Raw genomic sequence first — 17266 nt, 5'->3', positions numbered from 1 at the left:
CAGCCGTGCCGCAGCCAGACTGTCGCGCATGCGCATCACCCTGATCCACGCCCTGAAGCATTCGATCGTGCCGATCGAGGCCTCCTTTGCGAGGCTTTGGCCGGACGCCCGCCTGATGAATCTGCTCGACGACAGCCTGTCGGCCGATCTGGCGCGCGACGGCGGGCTCACCGACGCGATGACAGAGCGCTTCCTCCGGCTCGGGCGCTACGCCGCCGGCACCGGATCGGACGCGATCCTGTTCACCTGTTCGGCGTTCGGCCCCTGCATCGAAGCGGTCGCCCGCGCGCACGCCCCGATGCCGGTGCTCAAGCCCAATGAGGCGATGATCGAGCAGGCGGTCGCGCGGGGGCGCCGAATTGGGCTGCTGTCGACGTTTCCGCCTACACTGGCCTCGATGCCGCCGGAGTTTCCGCCGTCGATCGAACTGGTGCCGAAACTGGCGGAAGGCGCCATGGCCGCGCTCGATCGCGGCGACCGCGCGACGCATGATCGTTTGGTCGTCGAATCTTCAATAGATTTGCGCGATTGCGACCTGATCGCGCTGGCGCAATACAGCATGGCACCTGCCGCAGAACGGGTCGCCGAGGTAACCAGGCGGCCAGTGCTAACGACACCTGACAGCGCGGTACTGAAATTGAAGGGAATGCTTACCGCCGGCAGCACTTAGGTGCCAAAGCGTTGAGGGGAGCGCGATGACAGTGCGGTTCAGTCGGCGCGATACGTTGTTGCGAACGGCAGCCGTCGCGGCGGCAGGCCTGATCCCCGGTGCAGCCATTCCTGGCCTTGCGGCTCCGTTGCGCACGCCGTCTCGTAGCCTGGAAATCGACGCCGTCTTGCAGGCTCGGGTCGATGCGGCAGACGTGCCGGGCGTTGTCGCCATGGCCGCAACGGAGCAGTCGGTGATCTACCAGGGCGCATTTGGCGCGAGAAGCATGGGCGCGGCTGCCAGGATGTGGGTCGATACGGTCTTCAGTATCGCGTCAATGACCAAATTGCTGACATCCGTCGCAGCCCTGCAGCTCGTCGAGCGGGACAAACTCAAGCTGGACGAACCGGCGGCGAGAATTGATCCGACGCTTGGGTCGCCTCAAGTTCTCGATGGTTTCGATCCGCACGGGACCCCGCAACTGCGCGCCGCGCGAAAGCCCATCACACTACGCAATCTGTTGACGCACACATCCGGGCTTAGCTACCAGCTTTGGGACACGAATGTCGTTCGCTACGGCAAGGCATCCCGCAACGATACCGCGCTGCCGCGTGCGCCGCTGATGTTCGATCCGGACACGAGGTGGGCCTATGGCGGCAGTCTCGACCGGGTCGGCCGGCTGGTAGAGATCATCAGTGGGCAAAGTCTGGATCGCTATTTCCGCGATCACATCCTGGGTCCGCTCGGGATGTACGACACCGCCTTCTCGCTCACCGAGAAGCAGCGCGGCCGCCAGGCAAGTCTGCATTTGCGCAAGGCGGATGGGACGCTTGCGCCGCAGCCCTTGGTGAGACGAACCGAGCCGAAAGTGATTTCCGGTGGTGGCGGCATCTATTCCACAGCGCCGGATTATCTGACTTTGCTCCAGGCGCTGTTGAATGGCGGAGCACTTGCCGGGAAGAGCATCCTGCGGCCGCAGACGGTCGCGCTCATGTCCACCAATCAGATCGGCAACCTCGACGCGGGAGTTCTCAAGACAACAAATCCCGCATTGTCCGACAACGTCGATTTTTTCCCGGGAGTCCGGCTGCGGTGGGGGCTTGGCGATATGATCAACATCGATCCTGTACCGGACGGACGCAGGGCGGGCAGCCTGACATGGGCCGGGCTTTACAATACCTACTATTGGATCGACCCGGCGTCGCGTATCACGGGGGTGATCATGATGCAGATATTGCCGTTCGCCGACCAGCGCGCGCTTAACGTCTATCGTCTATTCGAGCGCGGCATTTACCGTGCCCATAGGGCAGCCTGAGCTCGGGCGCCGCTTCAATCGTCCTTCTTCTTGGCAGGCTTTTTCGCCGCCTTCGCAGCCGCCGTGGCTTCCTCGGCGGCGTTCCTGATCGCCCGGGCGTAGCTATCGGCGGTGTTTTCCGCCGAATTCTGCAGCCGCTTGGCCGCCGCCGTGCCGAGCTCCATCGTGCTCTTGGCGATCAGCCGGAATTGATTCCGGGTCTCCTTGTCCTTGGCCTTGGCCGCGCGGGCCATGATCTGGTCGCGCCGTTTCTTGACGGCGGCCATCAGGCTCTTGTTCTGCGCTTTTGCGATTTGCCGGATGAAAATGTCGAGATCGGCTTCAGCCATTGTGGGTCACTCTTAGCGCACCATGCGATTCCGCACGGTGCGGGGATCATTGGCACGTCTTGTTGGAAGGGTGGGCGCCATTGTGTCGCCGCGGCGCGGTCATTTCAAGCGCCGATTCTCGCGATCGGACGCTGCGGGTCATCCGCGCAACCCGATAACAATGGATTAACGTTGTGCTGGTACGAATCCTCAACCAACAGGAAGGCAAGCGGCATGCGTAACCTCACCGTCTATCAGCGTTTTGCGATGATCATTGCGGCGCTGACGATCGTGCTTTTTGCCGTCTCCGCCCTGCAGATCCTGGTGTTGCGCGATGCGACGCTCGACGAGCGGCGCACCACGGTCCGCAATCTTGTCGAGGCCGCGACCAAGGTTCTTGCCCACTACGAGGGTGAGGCCAAGGCCGGCAGGATCGAGCCGGACAAGGCGCGCCAGATGGCCTTTGCCTCCATCAGCGCCATGCGCTGGGGCGAATATTCGGACTATATCGGCGTCTACGGCACGGGCAGCGCCGACGCCGGCGTCACCTACGTGCATGCCAATCCCAAATACATCAACGTCAACCGCTGGGAGTTCAAGGACAAGAGCGGCAAGCTCTTGATCCAGGACATCGTGCGGACCGCGCGCGCCGGCGGCGGCTTTGTCGAATATCTCTCGCCCCGCTCCGCCGGTGGCGCCGAACTCCGCAAGGTTTCCTATGTCGGGTCGTTTGGCGCGGGCGACAAGCTGCTGGCGCTTCAGGCCGGCGCCTATGTCGACGATATCGACGCGGTGGTTTTCCGCCGGATGATCTGGGCCGGGATCGGCGGGCTGGCCGGCTTGGCGCTCGCGGGCTTTGTCGCATTCTGGCTCGGCCGCGGCCTGGTCGTTCCGCTCAACAGGACCTGCGCGGCGATGGACGAACTGGCCAAGGGCAATCTTGCGGTCGAGATTCCCTTCGTCGACCGGACCAACGAGATCGGCCGGATTGCGCGAAGCCTGCAGGTCTTCAGGGATCATCTGGTTGAAACGACACGGCTCCGCACCGAACAGGAAGAGATGAAGGTCCGCTCTGCCGAGGAGCGGCGGACGGATCTCGCCCGCATCGCCGACGACTTCGAGCGCAGCATCGGCGGAGTGATCCGGGGCACCGCCACCGCCGCCGACGAGCTGCAGGATTCGGCTTCGTCGATGTCCACGATTGCGGTGGGGACGACGGATCAGAGCGCCAAGGTCGCGGCCGCGGCCGAGCAGACCGCGTCGAACGTTCAGACGGTTGCGGCCTCGGCGGAGGAATTGTCGTCCTCGATCCAGGAGATCGCGCGGCAGGTCACCCAGTCTTCGTCGATTGCCCAGAGCGCGGTCGGGCAGGCCGGCCGGACCGAGGCCATGGTCGGGCGCCTGGTCGAGGCCTCCCAAAAGATCGGCGAGGTCATGGCGCTGATCCAGACCATCGCGGGACAAACCAACCTGCTGGCCTTGAACGCCACCATCGAGGCCGCCCGGGCGGGCGACGCCGGCAGGGGCTTTGCCGTCGTGGCCAACGAGGTCAAGGCGCTGTCGTCGCAAACCGCCAAGGCCACCGAAGAAATCACGAGCCAGATCCAGGCCATCCGCGACGCCACCGGCTCGACCGTCGAGGCCATCCGCGAAATCGGCACCACGATCGGGCAGATGAACGAAATCACCGGCTCCATTGCGGCCGCCGTCGAAGAGCAGGGCGCTGCGACCAACGAGATTGCCCGCAGCGTGCAGCAGGCGGCACAGGGCGCCCAGGAGGTGATGCAAAACATCACAGGCGTACGCGAAGCATCGAGCAAGGTCGACGCTGCCGCGACCCTTGTCTTGAACGCAGCAGCCCAGCTCACCTCGCAATCCGAGCAGCTCGAGACCGAAACCGGCAAATTCCTCGGCAACATCCGCGCCGCGTGACGTCCGCTGCGACCTTTCGGCCGCGGGTGGAGCGACCAAGCTCCGCCGGCGACCCGAATGTCTCGCCCGAGGCCACCGACTTCCGCGCTTAATTCAGCCGCGCGCCGATCCCCGTGAGGATGCGATAATCGGGCTTGGACTGAACGCCGTTGTGCAGGTTGATGACCGGCACGCCGACGGAGACGAAGCCCGAGAAGCGATCGAAGCCCACGCGCACGCCGGGCGAGAGGTAGACCGTGGTGCCGCCCGAATTGGGATCCGGAATGCCGGCGATCTTCTGCTTGTCGTGCCACTCGCCATTGAGCTCGAGAACGAGGTCGAGCGTGTAGGGCGTCTTCATCATGTCGCTGTGGTCGTGGTTGGCGTGATAGAGGCAATGCTCCTGCAACTGATTGCGGGGCTGCATGCAGTACTCGTGCAACGCCACCTCTTTCGCCGAGCCGTTGGCGCCGACCAGGCGATATGAGACGGCGGTGCCGAACAGGAAGCGGTCGCCGAGATTGGTGTCCTGTGTGCCTGTGCTGATCAGATAGTAAAGGCCGCTCACGTCGAACGACCAGCGGCCTGTGCGCTTGGTGAAGGCGGCGCCGAACAGGCCGTCCCACGAGCCCGAGCCCGGCTGAAATTCGGCCTGGAAAAGCTGGCCGGCGGCGTCGCGTTGGTTGGTGTTGCCGGTCGGCGCCTTGAAGCCGAACAGCACAGCGGCCGACGTTCCCGTTTGCGCGTTGTTGTGGAAGCGGTATTGCCCGAGCATGGTCACGTCGCCGAATCCGGCCGAGTTGCCGCGCCGGTTGATGCCGTCGGGGCTCATCAGGCTGCTCATGTCGCTCGTATTCATCATGCCCATATGGCCGCCGCTCAGCATGTCTTCTGCGGGTTCGCGGATACCCGAGCGGCGGACGCCCCCGGCGCGAACGGCAACCGTGAAGTCGTTGGTGATGCCGTAGGCGGCCGAAATCGAGATGGCGTCGATCGAGCGGAGCGAATGCGCGTGCGTGCCTTTGCTCGCAGCGGCAAGCAGGTCGGCGTCGCTGAGCTGGCCCAGGCGGATGAATTCGTAGCGGACCGATGCGGCGATCAGCCCTTCGGAAAGCGTGTCGGCCGAGATGGTGTTGATGGGGCCGCCGCTACCGGTGTTGCCGCCGCCGCCGGGATGATGCGCTTCCGCTGGTAGCGCCAAAAAAAACAGCATGGATGAAAAGATGCCGGCCGCGGGCCGTTTAAGATACGCACACACATACGCCCCCTTACACTCGATGCTCGACGATTAGCCATCGCAATCGGGCGCGAGATTGACTGGATCGTGCGAGAAGCGCGGCCTGCTCGCGACGGAAGGGAAGCGGAAAAGAGAAGGCGTCATCGCGAGCGCGGCTTGGGTGTGGCTGTCGCGTGTTGAGCGAATGGCGAAAGAGGCGCGGTCCGATTGCCCGGTTGTGCGCCGGCTTTTTCTCGCGCCACGATCGGGTAGCCGCAATCACGTCCGGCCGTAGCCGCAATCACGGCGAGCACCAGCCGTAATCGCGTCTGATTGTTTCTCTACATGCCTTAACCGTCCAGCGCGCGTATCGGAGTAGGACAATTATGACAACTATCGTCAGAGATATCTTTGTGTTTGTCACCGCGGCCATTTTTGTCGCAGCAAGTTTGCTCATTGCGACTGCGGCCGGCGCGCACGAGTTCAAGGTTGGCGCCATCGACATCGGGCATCCCTGGTCGCGCCCGACCCCGAAAGACGCCAACATCGCGGGCGGCTATCTCACCATCACCAACAAGGGAAAGACCGCGGATCGCCTGATCGGAGGCGCCTCGCCCGCGGCAGGCCAGATCGAGGTGCACGAGATAGTCGATGTGGACGGCGTGACGAAGACGCGCCCGCTCGCGAACGGCATCGAGATCAAGCCCGGCAAGACCATCGAGCTCAAGCCCGGCTCGCTTCGTATCGTGCTGCTCGGCCTCAAGGAGCCATTGCAGCTCGGCCAGAAGGTGAAGGGCACGCTGGTGTTCGAGAAGGCCGGGCCTGTCGAGATCGTCTACAACGTCGAGGAAAATCCCGGCGCCGCGGTCAGTGGCGTCGCGCAGCAGCACAAGCACCATTAGGCTGCAGCTTCGCAGGCCCTGCGCGGGACTGGTCTCGAACGCATCATTCTCCAGTCAGGATCCTGACCAGTGTCCAGCTCGAACCAAGCGCCAGCGACCATCGCAGCCAGACTGCCATCGTCACCGCAACGAAAGCGGACGGCTTGGCCGTTCGCGGCCACGCTGGTGTGCGCATCGCTTCTCGGGATCGGACTGGCATTCTGCGCCCGCACGATGTTGCCCGCATGGTCGCTTGATGGAGGATTGTTCCTGCCAAGCGTTGTCTGTTCGAGCGGAAATTCGCCGGCCTCGCCGCAGGCCGTGCGCACGGGCGATTGAAGCGGCCGAGCTTCCGAAGTCTCAAGGGCTGCGCCGTGTTCACCCGTGAGGGTGCACCGTCAACAGTTCGGAAACCACACGTTCTCTCTCCCTCTCGCGCTAACGAATCGAAAATCGTTCTGCCGCAAGTTCGTGTTCGGGAAAAGGAATGGGGAGATACGAACATGAACAGCCTGGCAATCATGGAAAACGTTCGCCGGTACCGCACCATCGCGTCGCTGTATCGCCAGACCGCGGCCTTCCGGCCGGTTCATAGCTGTTCCCTGCTGGCGCAAGCCAAGGAATGGGAGCATCGCGCCGTGGCCGAACTGGAAGCCTACTATGCGGCTTTCTGCTCCGCGGCCTCCGGCAATGCACAGACCTATTCGGCAAGCTGCGCGGCGTGAGCTGAGAACGTCGTTTCCGATGAGGGGCGCGTGCGAGTATCGGTAGCGTAGAGAGTAGTTAACAAACTATTCGCGAGCCTTGGCAGCCAGCGCGACTGATTAGAGCGGGACGCGATTGGATTGGGCCGTGACAGCGGACCATCGCGTGCTCCCGGGGTACAAGCGGCGCGAGTACTGCGAGCCGGGTCCCATTCTACTTTGCATGGGGTTGTTTTCGTAATTTTGTGCCCGGCCCCTGCGCTGTACCGTTTCGGACCACATGATACTCTCTCGATCCAATCCTTTCGGGAGATCGTTATGAGCATTGAAGTCGAATGGGCACGCATGACCGCTCCGGATCTGCGCGAGATAGCCGCACGCAAAGGGGCTCTGGCGATCCTGCCTGCTGGCTCGCTGGAGCAGCATGGCCCGCATCCACCTGTTATCACCGATACCGCGAGCGCCAGTGCTGCGTCGATTGCGGCCGCTCGGTTGGTGGTCGAGGGTCCAAATCCGGTGCCGGTCGCTGTGCTGCCCGGCCTATGGTTGGGTTTGAGCGAGCATCATTTGCCTTTTGGCGGCACGATCAGCGTTGACTATGCGGCTTATCGCGCGATCCTTGAAAGCATCGTGCGATCGCTCCGCGCATTGGGCTTTGTCCGCTTGCTGATCGTAAACGGCCACGGCGGCAATATCGATCCTCTTGCTGTGGCATCGCGCGAACTGGCGGTGGCATACGATTTCCCAATCGTAGCCACGACGCCGTGGTTCCTGGCGCCCGCAAAGATCGCAGCGATCTTCGAGTCCGACACCGCGCCGAAACATGCTTGCGAGGGTGAAACCTCGGTCATGATGGCAATAGCGAAGGATATTGTGAAGGCGCATAAGTTGGACGAGGCGATGCAGCAGGCTCCCGCCCCAGTCCAAGCGCCGGCGGGTTTCTCTCGGTTCTATTCATTCTCCGAACGCGCGCCGATCACAGGGACTTGGGGAGACCCGCGGACCGCCACGGCTGAAAAGGGCGCGCGTTTCCTTGCAGTGCAGGCAGAGGCATTGGCAGAAGCTATCCGCGACGCGGTGCTATGGTCTCGCCCAGATCCGGTCTGGCGGTCGGGCCGTGGGCAAGAGACCACGGCCGGCAAGGCAGAGTGACAACACTGCCCACTCACTGCTCACTCGACGGCGCGCGGACGCCTTTCCGGGCGCCGGCGCCAATGCGCGTTGCGAAAGCATCGGAGCGACAGTGTTTCGTCGGTGCCTCGGCCGGCATCGGATTCGCCGCGCGCAACTGCCAGGACAGCCCACACTCGCGCGCGGACCGATAGCGGAGGCTACCGCCGCGATCACCTGCGTGCGCTCGCCCAACGGGTCGAAGCCGATCAGACAGAACTACGCATCATGGGATCGAAAAGCGCACTCCTGCGTGCGCTCGTCGCTGCTTCAAGCGCAAAAATGGCGGGTTTTAGTGTGCCCAGTTCTGCACCGAAGTGGCGCGCCATTCAGAACCAAAAAGCGAACCCCTACACAATTGAAATTGCTTGTGATTTTGTCAGATAGTTGACGGTTCGGCGGTCGTCGGCACCGATTTTGGCGTTACTCTCCACCGTGGGGAATTTTTTGGCATGCCTCACGACAGCTCGCGCCTTGGTCGCCCTGGCATGGTATTGTCATCAGGCGCTACCGAAGCTCCGAAACCGAGGATTTCGCTTTCGCGATCGACGCCGGTCAAGACAATGGCGCTCGTAGAGATGCACTCCAAAATCAAGCGGACGTTCGTGACTGCGGTCAGACGGCGCGGGAAATGGAGGACGTTATGGCGCGACGTGACGACAAGGCCCGGGCAACACTGATCCGCGAGGCGGCGGGAAGCGTGCGGCCGGGCAAGACCTCCCGGGCCTTTGCCGAGCTCTTGTTCGGCCACACGAACCTCGAGGATCTTGCCAGCTACGACGCCCCGTCCTTGGCCTTCCTGGCGGAACAGGCCTGGGAACATGTGCAGCAGCGTACGGCCGGCAGTGCCGATATCCGCGTGATCAATCCGACCATGCCTGACGGGCGCGAGATTTCCGTGCTCGAAGTTCTCAACGACAATATGCCCTTCCTGTTCGATTCGATCATGGCGGAACTCGCCGAGCAGGGCATCGACGTCACGCTGGTCGCTCACCCGATCATCGCCGTGGAGCGCGACGGGCAAGGCAAGCTCCTGCGCTTCTACGGCGAAACGCTGCCAGCGGGGGCAAAGGGCGAGCGCGAAAGCCTGATCCATTTCCACATCGCCCGTCTCGACTCCGGTGCCGACCGCGAGAGGCTGATCGACGGCCTTACCAGGACGCTCAGCGACGTACGCGCCTGCGTCACCGATTGGCGCGCCATGCGTGCCCGCGTCGAGGAAGCGATCAAGACGCTCGCCTCCAATCCGCCGCCACTGCCGATCGACGATGTCGCCGAAGCCGGCCAGTTCCTGCAATGGCTGTGCGCCGACAACTTCACCTTTCTGGGCCTGCGCGAATATCGCTTCTCGCCAAACAGCGATGCGCTGGACGACATCTCGACCGGCGAAGGCCTTGGTATCCTGCGCGATCCCGATGTGAAGGTCTTGCGCCGCGGCACCGAAATGGTGGTGATGACGCCGGAAATTCGCGAGTTCATGCGCGAGCCGACCGTCCTCATCGTCATCAAGGCCAATGTGAGCAGCCGCGTTCATCGCCGCGTACGGATGGATTATGTCGGCATCAAACTCTATTCGTCCGACGGCAGGCTGGAGGGCGAACTGCGTCTCGTCGGTCTGTTCACCTCGGGCGCCTATACTCGCTCGGTGCGGCAAATCCCCTATGTCCGCCGCAAGGTAGAGCTGGTGCTCCAGCGCGCCGGCTTCGATCCGAACAGCCATTCGGGGAAGGCGCTCCTGCACATTCTCGAAGATTATCCGCGTGACGAGATCGTCCAGGTCGATGTCGAGACTCTCTACAATTTCGTCATGGAGGTTCTGATCCTCTACGAGCGCCCCCGCTTGCGGGCGCTGGCCCGGGCTGACAAGTTCGATCGCTTCGTCTCCATCCTCGTCTTCATTCCGCGCGAGAAATACGACACCGACGTGCGCATGCGCGTCGCTGCCTTCCTGGCGCAGATCTACAAGGGAAGCCTTTCCGCCTCTTATGTGTCCTTCCCCGAAGGAGCGCTTGCGCGCGTTCACTACATCATCGGACGTTATGAAGGTGAGACGCCCGTCGTCGAGCGCGCCACGCTGGAAGCCGGGATCAGCGCCATCGCCGCGACCTGGGGCGACAAGCTGAAGGCCGCGCTGGCCGGGTCCACCGATGGCATGCGCGCGCGCATGCTTGCCAACCGTTACGCCCAGGCTTTTACTGGGGGCTATACCGAAGTTTTCGATGCATCGCAGGCGATCACCGATATCGCCACTATCGAGAAGATCACGCCCGCTCGTCCGGTGATGATTTCGGTTCACCGCTCCGCGCGCGACGACGATCCAAAGCGCTTCGGCCTGAAGGTATTCTCGCATGGCGCGCCCCTGTCGCTGTCCTATCGCGTGCCGGTAATCGAAAATCACGGCATGCGCGTGATCAACGAACGCACCTATCAGATCGCGCCCCGCGCCACGCCGGTGCCGGCGCCGGTATGGCTGCACGATATGACGATCGAGACCGCCGACGGCCAGCCGATCGAGATCAACCCTGAATTCAACCATCGCCTGGAAGCCTCGATCATGGCGGTGGTCCGCGATCGCGCCGAGTCCGACGGATACAACGCCCTCATCCTGCGCACGGCCCTGAGCTGGCGCGAAGTTTCGGCGATCCGAGCGCTGTCCCGCTACCTGCACCAGATCCGCGCTCCGTTCAGCCAGGACTACATGTGGGAGACCTTGCGCAAGAACGCCGCGATCACCGCCAACATGGTCGCCCTGTTTCAAGCCCGCCTCGATCCGCGCCCCGCCATCACGGATGCCGAGCGTTCGTCGCGTGAGACGACCCTCCTCACCGAGATCGAGGAGCAGCTCAAATCGGTCGCCTCGCTCGATGAAGACCGCATCCTGCGCCGCTTCACCAATCTGGTGCAGGCAACCATCCGAACCAACCTGTGGCAGATCGGCGAGGACGGACATCCGCGTTCGGTCATTTCGTTCAAGTTCGACGCGCGCAAGATCGAGAATCTGCCGGCTCCGCGGCCGCTCTACGAGATCTTCGTCTATTCGCCCCGTGTCGAAGGTATCCATCTGCGCTTCGGCAAGGTCGCGCGTGGCGGGCTGCGCTGGTCCGACCGGCCGCAGGATTTCCGCACCGAGATCCTCGGCCTGGTCAAGGCGCAACAGGTCAAGAACGCCGTGATCGTACCTGTCGGCGCCAAAGGCGGCTTTGTGCCAAAGCGCCTGCCGCCGCCCTCCAATCGCGACGCCTGGATGGCCGAGGGCACCGAAGCCTATCGCATCTTCGTTCGCTCGCTGCTCGAGCTCACCGACAATCTCGACGGCGACACCATTGTGCCGCCTGATAGCACCGTGCGGCATGACGGCGACGACCCCTATCTCGTGGTAGCCGCCGACAAGGGCACCGCCACCTTCTCCGACATCGCCAACGGTATCTCGGCCGAGAAGGGCCATTGGCTCGGCGATGCCTTCGCCTCCGGCGGCAGCCAGGGCTATGACCACAAGAAGATGGGCATCACCGCGCGCGGTGCCTGGGAAGCGGTCAAGCGCCACTTCCGCGAACTCGGCACCGATATCCAGACCATGCCCTTCACCGTCGCCGGTGTCGGCGACATGTCCGGCGACGTCTTCGGCAACGGCATGCTGCTTTCGCCGACGACGAGGCTCGTCGCAGCTTTTGATCACCGCGACATTTTCATCGATCCTTCGCCCGACCCCGCGATCAGCCATGCCGAGCGCTTACGCTTGTTCGGCCTGCCGCGATCGAGCTGGCAGGACTACAACAAGTCGCTGATCTCGCAAGGCGGCGGCGTATTCCCTCGCTCGCTCAAGGCAATCCCACTCGCGCCGGAAGTGCGCGTCTTGCTTGATCTCGACAAGCCGCAAGCAACGCCTTTCGAGGTAATGACGGCGGATCCTCAAGGCACGCGTCGACCTGCTCTGGTTTGGCGGCATCGGCACCTTGATCCGTGCGTCGGGGGAAAGTGACGATCAGGTTGGCGATCGCGCCAACGATCCGATCCGTGTCACCGGCGCTGATATCCGCGCCCGGGTGATCGGCGAAGGCGCCAATCTCGGCGTGACCCAGCGGGGGCGCATCGAAGCGGCGCAGCACGGCATCAAGCTCAACACCGATGCCATCGACAATTCGGCCGGAGTGAACACCTCCGACGTCGAGGTCAATATCAAGATTGCGCTGGCGCGCCCCGAGCGCGAAGGACGCCTCAGTCCTGACGACCGCAACAGCCTGCTTGCCGCGATGACCGACGAGGTAGGCGCGCTGGTGTTGCGCAACAATTATGAGCAGACGCTTGCGCTTTCGCTCGCCGAACGCAAGGGGGTGGCCGAGACCGGCTTCCTCTCCCGCCTGATGCAGTCTCTCGAGCAGCGCGGCCTTTTAAGCCGCGCCGTGGAGTTCCTGCCGGACGACGCGGCTATCGCCGAACGTGCCCGCCGCGGCCAAGCCCTGACACGGCCGGAACTTGCCGTTTTGCTCGCCTACGCCAAGCTGACGCTTTACGATGACCTGCTCGTCAGCGCAGTGCCGGACGATCCCTATCTCGCCCGCGAATTGTCCCAATATTTCCCGCGCGAAGTTCAGGACAAATTTCCCGATTCGGTGCAAGCCCATCGCCTTCGACGGGAGATCATCTCGACCAATCTCGCCAATGCCGTGATCAATCGCTGCGGCCCGGCTTGCGTCGTGCGCCTGATCGACGAGACGGGAGCCGACGTGCCTACCATCGTCACGGCCCTCGTGGCGGTGGATGAATCCTACGGCCTCAAGCGGCTCCACGATGCGATCGATGGATTAGACACCCGCATCGACGGGCAGTTGCAGCTTAGTCTCTACGCAGCGATTCAGGATCTGCTGCTCTCCCGCATGGTCTGGTATGTGCGCAATGTCGATTTAACGGTCGGCCTGGACTCGGTCATTGCGCGCTTCGGCCCCGGTATCCGGCAGATCGCCGCCGGACTCGACAGGACCCTGCCGGAGGACTTGCAGGCCGGGCGCAGCAGGCGGCGGCAGGACCTGATCGATGCCGGCGTCCCGGCCGACCTTGCCGGCGAACTCGCCGATCTCGACGCCCTGGTCTCGGCACCGGATATCGTGCTCGTTGCGGAGCGTACCAACCGGGCCATCAGTGACACCGAGACGACGTTCTTTGCCGCCGAGGCCAATTTCCGCCTCGATCGCATCATCGCCGGCGCACGCAGCGTTCCGGCGAACGATAATTTCGAACGTCTCGCCATCGATCGGGCCATTGACCAGATCGCGGCCGCGGAAAGAAGACTGGTCGCCAGCATGCTGGCAAACGGCGATTCCGGCCAGCAAGCGGCCGGAAACTGGCTCGCGGCCCATCCTGAGGCGACCCGTATCCGACGCTCTGTCGAGGAGATCGCCGCCAGTGGCCTCACGCTTGCCAAGCTGACGGTGGCGGCAAACTTGCTGGGGGATTTGGTCAAGAACTGATGGCTATGCGACAACGAAATGGCACTCTGGAGTGCGATGTCGGGCAAGGTTGTAATGAAGGGCCGGGGACGAGATTGTTCGGCTCAAGGCTCGTCTCAGCACGGTTCGCGTCGGTACGGAAACCCAATGATCCACGCTACTTGCCATACGGCCGATAATGTCCTCTGTTTCGAGTTCGATGCCTCGCCCTGGTTCAGCGAGGCTGAAGCTACGAGCATTATCGATTTGGCCCAGCGAGGGTGGGCCAGCACGGCGGTTGCGGAATCCCTTGAGGGCCGACGAGGATACGAAGGCCTGCACGAACTCGTTGCGTACGCGGCAGAGCGGCTTCAACCGGAATCCCTCGAGGACCCAACCTGGGAAACGTTCGAGTGCATCGTCGAAGGTCCGGAGGCTCTGGCCTGGCTCGAGAAAAACCGACCTGACGTTGCGGCAAGAATCCCGAGCGGGAGCCGATATCAGCGCTGAGGCATCCTGCTTCCACAAGGGCGCCGGGATCCAACCGGGAAATGTCGGACTGCCTGCGATCTTGCGCTACGTTTGCAAACGGTCTTCAGCTGGCCACATCAAAAGGAGCGCAGGCTCACCGGTCCCGCCATGGCTGACACGACAGATACCGCTGGCGTCATTGTCCGGCCGCCGATCGCGTGGGCGCTCGCGGTGTTGGCCGGGCTCGCGCTCAACTGGCTCATGCCCTTGCCGTTCTTGCCGGCCGCGATATCTGCAGGCTGGCTCGGCGCAATAGTGTTTGTCCTTGCGCTGGCGCTGTTCGCGTGGGCGATCTTTACCATGACCCGGGCCGGCTCGAACGTGCCCACCAACCTGCCGACCACGACCATCGTGGAGGCCGGCCCCTACCGCTTCACGCGCAACCCCATCTATCTCGGCATGGTGTTGGGGCTCATCGGCTTGGCCATTGCCTTCAACGGCCTCTGGCTGCTGATGACGCTGGTGCCCTTCGCGCTTGTCATCCGCTACGGTGTGATCGCCCGCGAGGAAGCCTATCTCGAGCGCAAGTTCGGGGACGTCTATCGCCGCTACCGCGCGCGAGTACGGCGCTGGCTGTAGGGCTTGTCGGCCGAGATAGGCCGGGGAACCCATATCTTGCCGCTCCCGCTACGCACAACGGCATGGCACGGGTCCGCGGAAGGCGTATAATCGTTTGGTCCTTCGCGCATGATCAACATGACATGGAGGTAGCCATGAAATATGTGCTGCTTGGTAATCTGAGCCCGGAGTGGGCAAGCAAGCAATCGGATCGGACCAGCAAGGCCAAGGCAAAACTCGACAAGCTGGGCATCAAGATCGAGTCGATCCACTACACGCAGGGCTACTACGATTTCGTCGACATCGTCGATGCGCCGAATGAGGCGGCGATGCTCGCATTCTCCGTCTGGTACGCGACCCAGGGCCTGGGGCGGATCCAGAGTATGCCGGCCTTCGACGCAAAGACCTTCGAAACCGCGATCAAGGACGCAGCGAGCTAAGCGCCGGCTGGTGGCCACAGCTTTCCTGCCAACCACCTGTGCCACTCGCATGCGCGAGGTGCGGCATACCTCTCAAGCGCGAGCAGCGCGAAACCGGAGGAGCCGACTCAATCGGCCGACGCCCGGCTACTTCTTTTTTGGTGTCAACCAGTCGTCTTCCAGGGACGGTGCCAGCTTCTGCTGTTCCAGGATTTTCCTGTGCGCCTCGGGGATCACCTGGCTGCGCGATGCCTCGTGCAGCGTATGCGGGAACCAGGTCGCAATGCCGGGGAAGGCGATCATCAGCCCAACGCAGATCACCTGCAGGATCATGAACTGGAACATACCGGCGTAAATCGTCGCGAGACTCCAGCCCTTGACCACCTGCTTGAGATAGTACGCCGACATGGCGACCGGCGGCGACAGGAAGGCGGTCTGCAGCACCACCGCAACCAATGCTCCGAACCATATGAGGTCGATGCCCATGCCCTTCACGACGGGATAGAAGATCGGCAGGAACACCAGGATGATGGCCGGCCACTCGAACGGCCAACCCAGCAGGAAAATGAGGAACAGCACGACAATCAGCATAAGGCTGGGCGGCAACTGGAGGCCGAGCATCGTCTCGGTGATCCAGTTCGCCGAGCCGAGGCGGGCGAACACCGCCCCGAAAATGTTCGACGTGACCGCCAGCAGCAGGACCATGCTCGACGTCGCCATCGTCGAGATCAGCGCACGTTGCAGTCCGCCGAGCGAGAATCTGCCATAGGCGATGGACAGGATCAGCGCGCCGACGCTGCCGATGCCGGCGGCCTCCGTCGGCGTCGCAAGCCCCCCGATGATCGAGCCGAGCGTCGCCGTGATGAGCCCGAGCAGGGGCAGCGTGCCAACGATCACCTCGCGCGCAATGTACCCCGCCGAGTAGATCCGCTCGTCCATTGGCACCGGCGGCCCGAGTTTGGGGTTCATGAAGGCGCGGCCCATCAGATAGGCGATGTACAGGCTGGCCAGCAGGAAGCCCGGCCCGAAGGCTGCAGCATAGAGATCGGCCACCGACACCCCGAGCACCGGCCCCATCACGATCAGCATCACCGACGGGGGAATGAGAATGCCGAGCGTGCCGCCCGCAGTGATGGTGCCCGCTGAAAGCTTGGCGTCATAACCCGCCTTCGTCATGATTGGCGAGGCCATGATGCCAAGAACGGTGACGGCTGCTCCAACGATGCCCGTCGCCATCGCGAATACGGTCGAGGTCAGGATCACGACGAGGAAGAGTGCGCCGCGCACCGGTGCCAGCAGCATGCGGAACGCCGTGAAAAGGCGCTCCATGAGCCCCGCCTGCTCGGTGATGAAGCCCATGAAGATGAACAGCGGCACGGCGGCCAGCAGTTCTTCCTTCATCAGGCCGATGGTCTGGAAGTAGGCAAGGTCGAAGACCGTCGCGCCCATGCCCATGTAACCGAACGCAAAGGCGAGAAACAGCAGCGTGAACGAGATCGGCACACCGATGAAGATCGCTCCGAGCAGCACCAGGAGCATGATGACGCCGATGAGCGCTTCTGCGGTCATATCTCGACCTTCTCCTTGTGCTCGAGCTCGACGCCGGTGCGCACCATGTAGATGCTCTTGATCAACTCGGACACGCCCTGAATCAGCAGCAAGAGGCAGGCGAGCGGCACGACGAACTTGAACGGCCACAGCACCGGCCGCCACGGCGTCTGGTCCGACATCTCGTTGATCTGCCAGGAGTAGTGAAACTCGTTCCAGCTGATCAGCAGCAGCATGATCAGGCTCGGGAAGAAGAAGACAATGTAGGAGATCGTGTCGATCAGGCCCTTCCTGCGGATGGAGAACTTCTCCCAGAAAAAGTCGGTGCGGATGTGAGCGCCCTTGTGCAGCGCGTAAGCCGCGCCGAGCATGAACAGCGAGCCGTAGAGCATGTAGGTTGCGTCGTAGGCCCATATGGTCGGCGCGTTGAACAGGTAGCGCGCTCCAACCTCGTAGGCGACCGCCAGAACAAGCGGCACCGACAGCCACGAGATGATCGTGCCGGTCCGATCCGTGAAGCCGTCGATGATCCGGATCATGGCCAGTAGCGCCGGCGACTGCCTGTCTGTTGTCTCAGCCATCCCTCACCCTACCGCCGACCGTTCGTGCGGCGCGCCTTGCGGCGCGACGCAG

Annotated in this window: 12 protein-coding genes and 1 pseudogene; 9 read left to right on the top strand and 4 right to left on the bottom strand. The window is 63.0% G+C overall.

The genetic code is table 11. From position 1 onward, the window contains the following. The first annotated feature begins 28 nt into the window (after positions 1 to 28). The gene (locus V1286_RS33530; RefSeq protein ID WP_334487270.1) at positions 29 to 670 is read left to right on the top strand and encodes an arylsulfatase; all 642 of its coding nucleotides are present in this window, start codon (positions 29 to 31) and stop codon (positions 668 to 670) included. A gap of 25 nt (positions 671 to 695) precedes the next feature. Beyond that, positions 696 to 1964 carry a serine hydrolase domain-containing protein gene (locus V1286_RS33525; RefSeq protein WP_334487268.1) on the top strand — a complete coding sequence of 423 codons (1269 nt, stop codon included), beginning with the start codon at positions 696 to 698 and terminating at the stop codon, positions 1962 to 1964. A 14-nt stretch (positions 1965 to 1978) separates the two neighbouring features. On the opposite strand, the gene V1286_RS33520 is transcribed toward V1286_RS33525, so the two are convergent. Continuing rightward, positions 1979 to 2293 (bottom strand): hypothetical protein, encoded by a 315-nt coding sequence (locus V1286_RS33520; protein ID WP_334487265.1) that lies wholly within the window; start codon positions 2291 to 2293, stop codon positions 1979 to 1981. 213 nt (positions 2294 to 2506) lie between these two features. Between V1286_RS33520 and V1286_RS33515 the strand changes: the two genes are divergently transcribed. Next, positions 2507 to 4204 (top strand): methyl-accepting chemotaxis protein, encoded by a 1698-nt coding sequence (locus tag V1286_RS33515; protein WP_334487262.1) that lies wholly within the window; start codon positions 2507 to 2509, stop codon positions 4202 to 4204. A gap of 88 nt (positions 4205 to 4292) precedes the next feature. Here the strand turns inward: V1286_RS33515 and V1286_RS33510 are convergent, their stop codons facing one another. Further along, on the bottom strand, positions 4293 to 5396 hold the full coding sequence (locus tag V1286_RS33510; protein ID WP_334487258.1) for a transporter: 1104 nt from the start codon (positions 5394 to 5396) through the stop codon (positions 4293 to 4295). A gap of 389 nt (positions 5397 to 5785) precedes the next feature. On the opposite strand from V1286_RS33510, the gene V1286_RS33505 reads away from it, so the two are divergent. The 6 genes and pseudogenes from V1286_RS33505 to V1286_RS33480 all read left to right on the top strand — a co-directional run bounded on the left by V1286_RS33505 (position 5786) and on the right by V1286_RS33480 (position 15106). After that, complete coding sequence (locus V1286_RS33505) at positions 5786 to 6301, top strand: copper chaperone PCu(A)C (RefSeq protein WP_108512586.1); 516 nt, start codon at positions 5786 to 5788, stop codon at positions 6299 to 6301. Between the two features lie 482 nt (positions 6302 to 6783). Then, positions 6784 to 7005, top strand: coding sequence for a hypothetical protein (locus tag V1286_RS33500; RefSeq protein ID WP_334487254.1), 222 nt, complete (start codon positions 6784 to 6786; stop codon positions 7003 to 7005). 297 nt (positions 7006 to 7302) lie between these two features. Next, positions 7303 to 8136, top strand: coding sequence for a creatininase family protein (locus tag V1286_RS33495; protein ID WP_334487251.1), 834 nt, complete (start codon positions 7303 to 7305; stop codon positions 8134 to 8136). Between the two features lie 649 nt (positions 8137 to 8785). Then, a pseudogene (locus V1286_RS33490) lies at positions 8786 to 13619 on the top strand (NAD-glutamate dehydrogenase). A 597-nt stretch (positions 13620 to 14216) separates the two neighbouring features. Next, positions 14217 to 14687, top strand: coding sequence for a methyltransferase family protein (locus V1286_RS33485; RefSeq protein ID WP_334487249.1), 471 nt, complete (start codon positions 14217 to 14219; stop codon positions 14685 to 14687). Between the two features lie 134 nt (positions 14688 to 14821). Then, positions 14822 to 15106, top strand: a complete 285-nt coding sequence (locus V1286_RS33480; protein ID WP_108512575.1) for a GYD domain-containing protein — start codon at positions 14822 to 14824, stop codon at positions 15104 to 15106. 126 nt (positions 15107 to 15232) lie between these two features. On the opposite strand, the gene V1286_RS33475 is transcribed toward V1286_RS33480, so the two are convergent. Both V1286_RS33475 and V1286_RS33470 read right to left on the bottom strand, forming a co-directional pair. Next, positions 15233 to 16654: a TRAP transporter large permease gene (locus V1286_RS33475; RefSeq protein ID WP_334487247.1), complete on the bottom strand. Its 1422-nt coding sequence runs from the start codon at positions 16652 to 16654 to the stop codon at positions 15233 to 15235. Beyond that, a complete protein-coding gene (locus tag V1286_RS33470; protein ID WP_334487244.1) occupies positions 16651 to 17214 on the bottom strand; it encodes a TRAP transporter small permease subunit in 564 nt (187 codons plus the stop codon). Before V1286_RS33470 ends, V1286_RS33475 begins: the two co-directional genes overlap by 4 nt. Positions 17215 to 17266: the final 52 nt, after the last annotated feature.

Source organism: Bradyrhizobium algeriense (genome assembly GCF_036924595.1).
Taxonomy (GTDB): domain Bacteria; phylum Pseudomonadota; class Alphaproteobacteria; order Rhizobiales; family Xanthobacteraceae; genus Bradyrhizobium; species Bradyrhizobium algeriense.
This window is presented reverse-complemented; position numbering and strand designations above follow the sequence as displayed.

What these genes read in the sequence shown, in the direction of transcription:
- V1286_RS33530 (WP_334487270.1), top strand. Translation starts at nt 29, where the DNA reads ATGCGCATCACCCTGATCCACGCCCTGAAGCATTCGATCGTGCCGATC.
- V1286_RS33525 (WP_334487268.1), top strand. Translation starts at nt 696, where the DNA reads ATGACAGTGCGGTTCAGTCGGCGCGATACGTTGTTGCGAACGGCAGCC.
- V1286_RS33520 (WP_334487265.1), bottom strand. Translation starts at nt 2,293, where the DNA reads ATGGCTGAAGCCGATCTCGACATTTTCATCCGGCAAATCGCAAAAGCG.
- V1286_RS33515 (WP_334487262.1), top strand. Translation starts at nt 2,507, where the DNA reads ATGCGTAACCTCACCGTCTATCAGCGTTTTGCGATGATCATTGCGGCG.
- V1286_RS33510 (WP_334487258.1), bottom strand. Translation starts at nt 5,396, where the DNA reads ATGCTGTTTTTTTTGGCGCTACCAGCGGAAGCGCATCATCCCGGCGGC.
- V1286_RS33505 (WP_108512586.1), top strand. Translation starts at nt 5,786, where the DNA reads ATGACAACTATCGTCAGAGATATCTTTGTGTTTGTCACCGCGGCCATT.
- V1286_RS33500 (WP_334487254.1), top strand. Translation starts at nt 6,784, where the DNA reads ATGAACAGCCTGGCAATCATGGAAAACGTTCGCCGGTACCGCACCATC.
- V1286_RS33495 (WP_334487251.1), top strand. Translation starts at nt 7,303, where the DNA reads ATGAGCATTGAAGTCGAATGGGCACGCATGACCGCTCCGGATCTGCGC.
- V1286_RS33485 (WP_334487249.1), top strand. Translation starts at nt 14,217, where the DNA reads ATGGCTGACACGACAGATACCGCTGGCGTCATTGTCCGGCCGCCGATC.
- V1286_RS33480 (WP_108512575.1), top strand. Translation starts at nt 14,822, where the DNA reads ATGAAATATGTGCTGCTTGGTAATCTGAGCCCGGAGTGGGCAAGCAAG.
- V1286_RS33475 (WP_334487247.1), bottom strand. Translation starts at nt 16,654, where the DNA reads ATGACCGCAGAAGCGCTCATCGGCGTCATCATGCTCCTGGTGCTGCTC.
- V1286_RS33470 (WP_334487244.1), bottom strand. Translation starts at nt 17,214, where the DNA reads ATGGCTGAGACAACAGACAGGCAGTCGCCGGCGCTACTGGCCATGATC.